The sequence below is a fragment of the Microcoleus sp. AT3-D2 genome (assembly GCF_036705715.1).
In the GTDB taxonomy this organism is placed as follows: domain Bacteria; phylum Cyanobacteriota; class Cyanobacteriia; order Cyanobacteriales; family Microcoleaceae; genus Microcoleus.
Window position 1 is genome coordinate 27,484 of the sequence record NZ_JAUBVE010000073.1, and the last position, 10,724, is coordinate 38,207.

The following is a 10,724-nucleotide window of genomic DNA, read 5'->3' on the forward strand; positions in this document are numbered from 1 at the left end:
CGAAACGGTGAATTTGGTGCTCTTCGGTGGCAATGTCGGCAGTAGTCCGTCAATTTTGACGATTAATGATGTTGTCGCGCCAACTGGGACGACGGCAACTCCGACGCCGGCGGCGACAACTCCGGCGCCAACGGCCGTTCCAAACTATTTCTTCAGTGCGGCTAATTACAGCGTCAACGAGGGCAGCACTGCGCCGATTACCATCAATCGCAGTGGCAACGTTACGGCACCGAGTGCGATTTTGTTCCGCACGGGTGACGGTAGTGCTAGTTCTCCAGCGGATTACAACAGTGTGACTCAAGGGATCTTTTTTGCAGCCGGACAAACTAGCGCACAAGTTCCTGTTCAAACTTTATTTGACAGTCTCGCGGAGCCTACTGAAACGGTGAATTTGTTCTTGAGTGGTGGCAGCTTGGCTAGTCCGTCACTGGCAGTTTTGAGCATTATCGATCCTACTGCTGTCGCTCCGACTTCCTTCTTTTACGGTTCGTCTCCCGATCCTATTATTGATGGTGGTTCTGGAACTTTTACAATTAATCGGACTGGCAATACTTCGGTTTCGGCTTCGGTGGACTATTTGATTGCTGGTGGTTCTGGTGTACCTCTAAACACCATAGACTACACAATTAGTCCATCGGGGAGTTTTACTGGAGGCACGGTTAACTTTAATCCCGGTCAAACTACCGTTAGTCTGATGATTACCAATAATCCAGGTTTGACTGGTGGGTCGGTGGGTTTAGGCTTTGGCCCAGGTGCGAATGTCGGCAATCCGGGATCGAATACAATTACTCTGATTTAAGGCTGTTAGTAGGGCGAGCAATCCTTGCTCTACTAATATGTCCCGCAAGTAGTTAAATGCTTTTTATCAGTCTGATTCCTCACTACAGCTTTTTTCAAGAAAGCGAGGTACGCGGGTAAAATCTTCGCTGTGTGACAGTCGCTGGCCCCGACAGCTAATGGGATTCACCTACAGGGCTGATTGTGGGCGGCCTCGACCAGAATCCCATTGCTGGTGCTAGTTTCGTGGCTTTCAACCCATTTGCTACTTCGGTCTGATAGAACCCCTTCAAGGTCGTACTCTTAGATGCTACGCGCGTTATTCGAGTACGACCTTGAACTCTTGTATATTGAAAGAAGTAGATGGCGATTTGCCCTTATGTGGGGGTTTTTGAGATTGTCGGTTTTTGCTAATTATTATAGGTAAAACCCGCCCCTAAAATTATCGATTGGATATTATTGTTTTTTTGCGTTTACCTACTTAATCCTTAATTTGTTGATAAGCTTGCTGACACTGTTCAAAGATTGAGGCGTCAGCTTCCGTATTCCCAAAATATAGTTGCTCATGTATTCTTATCAAAGTTTCGTAAGGCACTGGCTGGGGTAATTGCTGGATTAATTGCAAATATTCCCCATCAGTGCGACTGGGTTGGTAAACCACGGTTCCCGCATCATTTAACCGCTGCAACACCGCCATGTAAAGACAGCGGCAAGCTTGGCGGTATTTCCCTTGCTGCTGCAACTTTTGCGATCGCAACAACCACTCTGGCACCGATAAATCTTTAATTGTTTTTTTTGCACTGCCATCAGTTGTTTGATTCCTCTTTTTGAAATTATGAATATAAAAACGTAACAGTTGCCAAATCTGCCAACTTGCCCAGACTGCGAGCAATGCTAAGATTAACCAAAAGGCGGCTTTAGCGATCGCGCCCAAGATGGGGGAATCAAACCAAGATGGCAATTTGACATTTGGTATATTTTGGGCAGTTTTTAGTTCCCACCATTCCTGCAATCGTTGTTGCGACTGTCCTAATTGCCAACCCAAATTAGTTTTCTCAAAGGAACTTTCAGACATAGCTTTAAATCAATGAGTAAATTTTTGATTGCGGATTGGAAGTTTTTTTCTTCTATCATTATCCCCAAATCGCCGACTTCTTAAAGAAATCGGGGATAAGAGAAAGAGAGCGCGATCGCATTTGACGTTTGATTAGGTTGACTTAAATGCGGAGTTATTGTCTCTAATCCAAATCGCCGCGCGATCGAGAATCGCATTTGACTGATAGTGTTCTAAAGAGGCGATCGCCCAACCGATACAACTCAGTTTAATTACCACACTGTTCTGTTTTTTGTCAACTATTTATAGACTCAAAATTGATTTTATTGAATTTTCCTTCTTCCTCAAATCCGTTACATCCCGTACAGTGCGCGTTGCCGAACTACCTGATGCCATAAATTTTGGGATACTTAACAGCCTCATAAGAAAATTTATAAAGATTTACAAAAAAAACGTGTCAGAATGAAGACAATAAGGTAATGGGTAAAAGACAAGGAGGCACTGATGGTAGCGCTGACTGAACGAGTCCAACGCAGATTGACGGTGGAAAAAGTCGAAATTGCCTCTGATACAATGGCAATTCGATGCCTGGACTGGGATAGAGACCGCTTTGACATCGAATTCGGACTCAAAAACGGTACAACTTACAACTCATTCATCATTCGCGGTGAAAAAACTGCCCTCGTCGATACCTCGCACGAGAAGTTTCGCCAGCAATACATGGAAACTCTGACGGGCGAAATTGACCCGAAAGAGATTGACTATCTCATTATCAGCCACACCGAACCAGACCACAGCGGTTTAGTCAAAGACGTGCTGGCGCTGGCACCCCAAGCGATTGTCGTGGGGGCGAAAGTAGCCATTCAATTTTTAGAAAACCTTGTACACCAACCATTTGAGCGATTGGTAGTCAAAAACGGGGACAAACTAGATTTAGGAAACGGCCACATAATCGAATTCGTATCGGCGCCGAACTTGCACTGGCCTGATACTATTTTCAGCTACGACAGCAAAACTCAAGTGCTGTTCACCTGCGATGCTTTCGGGATGCACTACTGTTCCGACAGTACCTTCGATGACGATTTAGCAGCAGTTGAGGAAGATTACCACTTTTATTATGAGTGCTTGATGGCTCCCAATGCTCGATCGGTACTCGCTGCGATGAAGCGGATGGCAGAATTGGGAGAAATTGGTACAGTTGCGACCGGTCACGGGCCTCTGCTGCGGCACAATGTGGTGGAACTTACCGGACGCTACAAAAAGTGGAGCCAAGCGCAAGCTAAGGCAGAAACCACTGTAGCGGTATTTTACACTTCAGACTACGGATTTAGCGATCGACTCAGCCAAGCGATCGCCCACGGTATCACCAAAACCGGTGTCGCTGTGGAAATGATGGATTTGAGAATCGCGGACTTGCAAGAAGTTGCGGAACTTGTCGGTAATGCTGCCGGTATCGTAATTTGTTCGCCGCCAAGTAGTGGTACTGCTGCTGCGAATGCCGAAGCCGCAATCAACACAATTTTAGTTGCAGCTAACAACAAACAATCTTTCGGTTTGTGCGAATCCGGCGGTGGCGATGACGTATCTATTTACCCGCTGCGAAACAAATTCAAAGAGTTGGGTTTAAAAGAAGCATTTCCCAACATTTTAATTAAAGAATCACCGACAGAAGCAAGTTATCAACTTTGCGACGAAGCCGGCACTGACTTAGGACAGTGGCTGACGCGGGACAAAGCAGTCAAACAGATGAAATCCCTCGACAGCGACCTCGATAAAGCCTTGGGACGAATCAGCGGCGGACTGTACATCATTACCGCCCAAAAAGGCGATGTTAGCGGTGCGATGCTAGCTTCTTGGGTAACGCAAGCTAGCTTTAAACCGCTGGGTTTAACAATAGCAGTTGCGAAGGATCGGGCGATTGAATCGATGATGCACGCGGGAGATAAATTTGTTCTCAACGTGCTGGAAGAAGGCAATTATCAAACTTTGATGAGGCACTTTTTAAAGCGTTTTGCTCCTGGTGCCGATCGATTTGCCGGAGTTAAAACTCAACCTGCTACCAACGGTTCTCCGATTTTGACAGATGCTTTGGCGTACATGGAATGCGAAGTAGTCAGCCGGATGGAACTTTCGGATCATCATATCGTATATGCGATCGTCGATAGCGGCCGCGTATCCAATCCAGATGCACTGCCTGCAGTTCACCACCGCAAAGTGGGAAATCATTATTAGCAAGTCAGTTGTCAGTTGACAGTTGACTGTTGTCAGTTGACTGTTGACTGTTGGCAGTTGTCAGAAGCAAGAGGGAATTTCAACGATATATTGATTGACTGTCTGAGTCAACACCCCCAACATATTAGTAAGGTGCGTCAGCCGATGTTTTATTCGACTTCATCATCGACTATCTACTGACGCACCCTACAATTAGAGTCCAGGACGCAACTGGCTACGCAAAAACTCTCAACTTTGGGTGCTTGTGGCGCATCTTACCGGGTTCTCGGTGTTGGGTGCGCCACAAGCAGCAAACCGGGCAAACCGTTGTCATTTAGACTCCATTTTTACTAGGAATTGCCAATGCCTGCCAATCTTTTAGAAGACCGAGATTACACAATTATTATTGCCAGAAGCGATGCCAGCAGAAACCCTCACCATCCTTGGTACGAGGATTGGGTAGAAGCACAGGCATCTCTGATTGACTTAGCAAAAAAATGTCAGGAATTTGACAGCGACGGCATCACCGTTTACGAAGCTTCTACTCCTATGTGGAAGTATAAAAATTCCAATGTTGCCCGGTTAGCTGAAATTTTGCAGCGACAAAATACGGAACCGGATTCAGAAAAACCGACTACAGTTCATTTGGAAGAAGCTCTGAAAGCAACTTTTAGCGATTATTTCGCAAGCAAACCAAATGCCAAAGGGAAGAACGGAGCAATAATTGTTGCAGTCCTAGATCAAAAACCAGAAAATACCGCTGCTGTTGCCGAAATTCTTGTAAGTACGGCCAATACAATAGATAAAGATGAAGAAATTGGAGTCAGCTTTATCCAAATTGGGGATGATTTGGAAACTAGGGAATTTCTGACTGACCTGGATACCAATTTACAGGGTAGAGGTGCAAGGTTTGACATTGTAGATACCAAGTTTTGGCACGAAATCAAAAGAAGTTCTGTAGTTCAGTTTCTCATAGGTGCAATTAATGACTAACACTTTGACTCCTAGACTCGCATCACAGGCCAAACCCCGCGACGTGCAGTTTATCCCGATCGCACTCGATACTTTTATTGTGCGATCGCGCACTTGGGACAGACTCAAATTTGAAGTCGAGTATTCGCTGCAAAAGGGTACGACAGCCAATAGCTATATTATTCAAGCTGACAAAACAGCTTTGTTCGACCCGCCGGGGGAATCTTTTACTGAAAATTACCTGGAATTTTTGCAGCAACGGGTGGACTTGACCAAGCTAGATTACATAATTTTAGGGCATTTCAATGCTAACAGATTAGTAACAATTAAAGCTCTGTTAGAATTGGCTCCTGAAGTAGCTTTGGTTTGCACCAATCCAGCAGCAATTAGTTTGCGAGCCGCTTTTCCCGACCAAGAATTAAACATCATGATCGTTCGGGGAGAAGAAACTCTCAACTTAGGAAAAGGTCACGCCTTAAAATTCATTGCGACTCCGACTCCCCGTTGGCCTGATCAACTTTGCACCTACGATCCGCAAACTCGAATCGTGTTCACTGACAAACTATTTGGAGCTCACGTTTGTGGCGACCAAGTATTCGATGAAGGGTGGAGCGTTTACAGCGAAGATCGGCGCTATTATTACGATTCCCTGCACGCATCTCAGGCAAAACAAGTGCTGACCGCAATGGATAAATTCGCCGATTTACCAGCAGCATTTTATGCTCCCGGTCATGGCCCGATCGTCCGTTACGGCCTTAATGAACTGAGCAATTTGTATCGGGAATGGAGCCAGCAACAAAATTCAAAAGACTTGACAGTTGCTTTGATTTATGCTTCTGCTTACGGAAATACGGCGACTTTAGCGCAGGCGATCGCCAAAGGAATTACGAAAGCCGGCGTTGCGGTAGAAAGTATCAACTGCGAATTTGCCGAACCGGGAGAAATTAAAGAGGCGATCGAGAAATGCGCGGGATTTATCATCGGAACTCCCACGCTAGCAGGACACGCTCCGACGCAAATTCAAACTGCTTTGGGAATAGTTTTATCTACCGCAACTAAGAGCAAATTAGCGGGGGTTTTCGGTTCTTTTGGCTGGAGCGGAGAGGCGATCGACTTAGTGGAAAACAAGCTGAAAGATGCTGGCTATCGAATTGGATTTGAGCCGATTCGAGCAAAATTTAAGCCGACGGCGGGGACGATTCACGAGTGCACAGAAGTGGGAACAGATTTTGCTCAAGCTTTGATTAAAGCGCAAAAATTGCGGGCCCCAAAACCGCAGTTAGCAGCAGGGAGCGATCGCACTGAACAAGCAGTAGGCAGACTCGTTGGTTCGCTGTGCGTACTCTCGGCGAAGCGGGGGGATGTCACCAGTGCGATGCTGGCTTCGTGGGTGTCGCAAGCAACGTTTAATCCGCCCGGTGTGACGATTGCGGTCGCGAAAGATCGATCGATCGAATCTTTGATGTATGCCGGAGATAAATTTGTGCTCAACATCTTAGCAGAAGGGCGACAGTTGCGGAAGTATTTCATGAAAAACTTTGCTCCGGGAGAAGACAGATTTGCGGGAGTCGAAACAATGGAAGCTAGCAACGGCTGTCCGGTTTTGACTGATGCTCTAGCTTATCTGGAATGCGAAGTGATAAGTCGCATGGAATGCGGCGATCACTGGGTAGTTTATGCGGCGATTAACAACGGTCATTTGCTGCAAAATGACGGCGTGACAGCGGTACACTACCGAAAATCTGGGACTCATTATTAAGCTACGGCTAGGACACGGCAATGCCGTGTCCCTACAAATATATCGAAGTTTTTATCTGCGTTAATCCGGATTCAGGTGCGGTTTAAATAAAACCGATTTACTTCTCCTCAGCAGTCTTTTCCGGCCACAGATAAATAGCGCCAGAAATCAAAGTTAAAGCCACAGAAACCCAAAAAGCAATTAATGCGGGAAAATTCCACGCTTCAGACAAAGGAGCAATTAAAAGTGCGATCGCCACAATCTGACTTACCGTCTTCAACTTCCCCCAAATATTAGCTCCCGAAATCGTAGTTTTATTAACACGCCACCCCGCAATTGTCAACTCCCTACCCAAAATTAAAAACACTCCCCAAGCCGGCACTTTCCCCAACTCAATCAACACTAAAAGCGGCGCGAGAACCAACAATTTATCCACCAAAGGATCGAGAAACTTACCCAAATCGGTAATTTGATTCAGCTTCCTAGCCAAATAGCCGTCCAGCCAATCCGTAGCTGCAGCTACCACAAAAATCGCTGTGCAAATCCAGCGGCTTTGAGCGCTTGGGTCGTACAAACCGTAGAGCAGAAAAGGCACTCCTAGTAAACGAGAAAACGTGATCAAATTAGGCAAATTCATAAATCGAAAATTAAGGGCTACTCTACACAGGCTTTCCTTAATTTAACATTTACACGACTTATAATCAGGTGGATTTACTTAATTTAAAAACATTCTGATTAGAATTGTCACAAGATTGGAGAATTTATCGGATCAATTTGTTGTGTCGCCTCGCGCGATCGAATTCGATTTTACTCCCGATTGGCGATCGTAACTGGCTAGAAACATTCTGAAAGAGAGTTCACTAGCTCAGGGCAATCTTTGGCGTTCACGGCTACCTCCTGACCAAACTGGGCAGGGAAATTGGCATGAAAAAAAAGAATCTGCGGATTCCTGCTCCAAGACTAAAATCCTGTTGCCTTTAAAGAGACAGCAGGAGATAAAAACTGTCAAGGGACAGAATATAGATTTGCGCGGTGGTGGCAAGAAAACATGAACTTATTTACCGCGTCTAAAGCCAGTTTGCGCTTGGTTTGGGCTTAAAATTTGTTTAAGTCCCGTTAATTAAAAGGGTGATTCCTCAACGAAATGCGAGGCGTTAAATTGACGCACTCCTTGAACCACAGCTAGCGTTTCCGCTTGAGAAATCGGAATTCCGGCTTCAGGCGTAACGTAGATCCGGGTACTCGGAGTAGCAACCCCGTTAACTGTCAGCGAGATGTTCTGGAACGATAGCTGCTCAAAGGTAATCCCCTCCAGTAAGAAGTAGTCAGTCCCTTTCACGAAGTCAACGATGTAGTCTCCAGCAGGAGGAGTAACAACTGGCTCACCGGGCTCGATTGGTTCGGGCTCAAAATCGGTGAACAGCAACTGGAAGTAGTCGGTGTCAGCCCCGCCGGTTAGCGTGTCGCGGGCGGTTTGAGTTTCCGCATCTTCGCCACCAAAGAGTAGGTCAACGCCAGCACCACCGATGACACGATCGACTCCTGCACCAGCATCTAGGAAGTCATCGCCTGCGCCACCATTGAGGATGTCATTGCCAGCAAGTGTTTCAGCAACTCCGTCGTCGCCATAGATAGTGTCATTGCCACCCAAACCATTGAGGTTGTCATTGCCCTCTCCGCCATCAATGAAGTCGCCTTCAGCGCCACCCCTGATGGTTTCTAAGCCAGTGCCACCTAACAGGGTGCTAGAGCCAGCGCCACCATCAAGGATGTCATTGCCATCGCCACCATCGAGGAAGTCAATGCCATCGCCACCATTGAGGAAGTCATCTCCGGCATAGCCGTAGAGGGTGTCGTTGCCGTTGCCGCCATCGAGGGTATCGTTGCCGCCGCCTGCTAAGCTGTCGCCTTCTCCGTAGAGGGTGTCGTTACCGTCGCCGCCAATCAGGGAATCCGCTCCCCCAAACACTAAACCTTCTGAGTCATCGCCGTAGATCACGTCATCGGTAAAGCCGCCGATTACGATGTCATCGCCAACACCACCCAATCCTGTGTCCTCGAAACCCACATAGATTAGGTCTTTTCCAGCCCCACCATCAAGGTAATCTTTGCCATCGTTGGCATCGTTGGCATTTGATCCTCCGTACAGGGTGTCATTGCCAGCCTCGCCATACAAGGAATCTTCGCCTGAATCTCCAAAAAGTCGATCTGCTCCGATTCCACCATACAGGTTGTCCTTCTCCAGCCCACCGTAGAGGAAGTCGTTACCATCCTCACCATATAGATCGTCTTCGCCGTTTTCTCCAAAGATTCGATCGACTCCAGCACCACCATACATAGTGTCTTTGTCCTCTCCACCGTAGATGCTATCGTTACCACCTAAGCCAGACAGCAGATCTTCCTTGCCAAAGCCGCGAATCACATCGGCGTTATTGGTTCCGGTCAGAGTATCGGATTCTGGAGTTCCATTTCTGGTAGCCATAATTTTCTCCTAGTGTTAGGTAAATTTCTCGTGGTTATCGAAAATTTGGGTCTTAAACCCCGTCCTTTGTTTGACGGTTTGATGCTAGAATTTAAACAAGTCGCCACAGGGCATTGGGAGACTCTAAACAAACGTGGAGAGAAGGTAAGACTACCTCGGTACCACATCTCAAGGTCGCGTCAAGGAATCACTGCTCATGAAAAGACAGTGAGGTATATCAAGTGAACTTGGCACATAGCCCCAAAGATTAATGCACGCTAGAATTCGGTGCTTCATTACCGCTGGCAATCCTCACAACTCCCTCTTCCAACCTTGAAAAAAGGGGGGGAGCGAGGCCTCGATAGAAAAAATAAACTCTGAGCACCCATTACACAGACTCCGAATTGAGGTTACGAGAACTGGAAGCTGGGCCTGTTAGCCGAGTTGGTATTGGTGCTGATATGAGCTGCCGTAAATGAAGTGTTAGCTAGGGTGATCAACAGCGCGCCTGTGCCAAAACCGGCATCGCCAGCAAAGCCATTGCCCAATCGCAATTGAGTGTTCGCGCCAGATGACACCACATCGATCGCTGCAATGCCACTGAAGGATAGGATGTCTCCGCTGGCTCCGAGGGTGAAACCATTAACGCGATCGGAACCATGACCACTGCGGTAGTGAATGGTATCTCTGCCACCACCGCCTGTGAGGGTGTCATTTCCCGCAGCACCAAACAACGCATCCTGGCCCGGGCCACCCGTCAGGATATCAGCACCGCTACCGCCATCGAGGTAATCATCCCCATCACCGCCGTTGAGGGAGTCATTGCTGTCGAGCCCGAAGAGATTATCGTCGCCTCCGGTTCCAGTCACGGTATCGGTGCCGCCAGTCCCGATCGTCAGACCCACGACATCGACTGCATTGACCCCGGTCATGTTCGCCCCGACCATCGTGGCATCGGTGAAGTTGGCTTTGGCCAGGTTGGCATTAGTGAAGTTGGCATTGGTGAAGTCGGCACCGATAAAACTCCCCACTTCCAGGCTGGCACCTGACAGATTGACGTTTCTAAACTTGGTCAGGTGATCTCCAACCGCGTCCTTCAGGCTTGCGCCGGCCAGGTTTGCCCCTGTAAAGTTGGCTCCAGCCACATTACTCTTCTCAATAAGAGCGTTGTCTAACTGGACTCCACCCGTCAGGTTAGCGCCAACGAGAATTGCTGCAGCCAGGTTGGCATTGCTGAGATCGGCACCAACCATGATTGCATTGCTCAAATCAGCACCGTCCAGGAATATGCCTTCTGCAATCACCTGAGTCAGGTTCGCGTTGTTCAACTCAGAATCTGCGAAACTAGCACCGCCCATTTGAGTGCGCGTACCATTTTCAGGGGCGCTGAAGTCAGCACCAGCCAGATTGACATCTTCGGCACTAAAGCCAGTCATAAGTAGCTAGACAAAATTAATTACATAGTTTTCTCCAAATTCTTTCAGGATTTTTTCCACAGAGGTAACAAAAGT

Annotated in this window: 9 protein-coding genes; 4 read left to right on the top strand and 5 right to left on the bottom strand. The window is 47.4% G+C overall.

The window, feature by feature from the left end; genetic code table 11:
* The coding region (locus tag QUB44_RS24395; RefSeq protein WP_333371513.1) for a Calx-beta domain-containing protein at positions 1-799 on the top strand (799 nt) is incomplete at its 5' end.
* Positions 800-1,258: 459 nt separating this feature from the next.
* On the opposite strand, the gene QUB44_RS24400 is transcribed toward QUB44_RS24395, so the two are convergent.
* Together QUB44_RS24400 and QUB44_RS24405 are read right to left on the bottom strand one after the other, a co-directional pair.
* Positions 1,259-1,852, bottom strand: a complete 594-nt coding sequence (locus QUB44_RS24400) for a DUF4129 domain-containing protein (RefSeq protein WP_333161074.1) — start codon at positions 1,850-1,852, stop codon at positions 1,259-1,261.
* A gap of 132 nt (positions 1,853-1,984) precedes the next feature.
* A complete protein-coding gene (locus QUB44_RS24405; RefSeq protein ID WP_333161072.1) occupies positions 1,985-2,110 on the bottom strand; it encodes a hypothetical protein in 126 nt (41 codons plus the stop codon).
* A 225-nt stretch (positions 2,111-2,335) separates the two neighbouring features.
* Here QUB44_RS24405 and QUB44_RS24410 point away from each other — a divergent pair, with 225 nt between their 5' ends.
* The 3 genes from QUB44_RS24410 (at position 2,336) to QUB44_RS24420 (ending at position 6,773) form a co-directional block, all read left to right on the top strand.
* Positions 2,336-4,063, top strand: coding sequence for a diflavin flavoprotein (locus QUB44_RS24410; RefSeq protein ID WP_333371515.1), 1,728 nt, complete (start codon positions 2,336-2,338; stop codon positions 4,061-4,063).
* Positions 4,064-4,405: 342 nt separating this feature from the next.
* Positions 4,406-5,035 (top strand): hypothetical protein, encoded by a 630-nt coding sequence (locus QUB44_RS24415; protein ID WP_333371527.1) that lies wholly within the window; start codon positions 4,406-4,408, stop codon positions 5,033-5,035.
* On the top strand, positions 5,028-6,773 hold the full coding sequence (locus tag QUB44_RS24420) for a diflavin flavoprotein (RefSeq protein WP_333371529.1): 1,746 nt from the start codon (positions 5,028-5,030) through the stop codon (positions 6,771-6,773). The genes QUB44_RS24415 and QUB44_RS24420 overlap by 8 nt, the downstream gene beginning before the upstream one ends.
* Positions 6,774-6,870: 97 nt before the next feature.
* Here QUB44_RS24420 and pgsA read toward each other — a convergent pair whose 3' ends face one another.
* The 3 genes from pgsA to QUB44_RS24435 all read right to left on the bottom strand — a co-directional run bounded on the left by pgsA (position 6,871) and on the right by QUB44_RS24435 (position 10,649).
* The gene (gene pgsA / locus QUB44_RS24425) at positions 6,871-7,389 is read right to left on the bottom strand and encodes a CDP-diacylglycerol--glycerol-3-phosphate 3-phosphatidyltransferase (RefSeq protein ID WP_333371531.1); all 519 of its coding nucleotides are present in this window, start codon (positions 7,387-7,389) and stop codon (positions 6,871-6,873) included.
* A 483-nt stretch (positions 7,390-7,872) separates the two neighbouring features.
* Positions 7,873-9,234, bottom strand: a complete 1,362-nt coding sequence (locus QUB44_RS24430; RefSeq protein ID WP_333371533.1) for a calcium-binding protein — start codon at positions 9,232-9,234, stop codon at positions 7,873-7,875.
* A gap of 389 nt (positions 9,235-9,623) precedes the next feature.
* Complete coding sequence (locus QUB44_RS24435) at positions 9,624-10,649, bottom strand: pentapeptide repeat-containing protein (protein WP_333371535.1); 1,026 nt, start codon at positions 10,647-10,649, stop codon at positions 9,624-9,626.
* Positions 10,650-10,724: the final 75 nt, after the last annotated feature.

Coding starts and splice junctions, on each gene's coding strand:
- pgsA (WP_333371531.1), bottom strand. CDS start 7,389: ATGAATTTGCCTAATTTGATCACGTTTTCTCGTTTACTAGGAGTGCCT.
- QUB44_RS24420 (WP_333371529.1), top strand. CDS start 5,028: ATGACTAACACTTTGACTCCTAGACTCGCATCACAGGCCAAACCCCGC.
- QUB44_RS24400 (WP_333161074.1), bottom strand. CDS start 1,852: ATGTCTGAAAGTTCCTTTGAGAAAACTAATTTGGGTTGGCAATTAGGA.
- QUB44_RS24415 (WP_333371527.1), top strand. CDS start 4,406: ATGCCTGCCAATCTTTTAGAAGACCGAGATTACACAATTATTATTGCC.
- QUB44_RS24410 (WP_333371515.1), top strand. CDS start 2,336: ATGGTAGCGCTGACTGAACGAGTCCAACGCAGATTGACGGTGGAAAAA.
- QUB44_RS24430 (WP_333371533.1), bottom strand. CDS start 9,234: ATGGCTACCAGAAATGGAACTCCAGAATCCGATACTCTGACCGGAACC.
- QUB44_RS24435 (WP_333371535.1), bottom strand. CDS start 10,649: ATGACTGGCTTTAGTGCCGAAGATGTCAATCTGGCTGGTGCTGACTTC.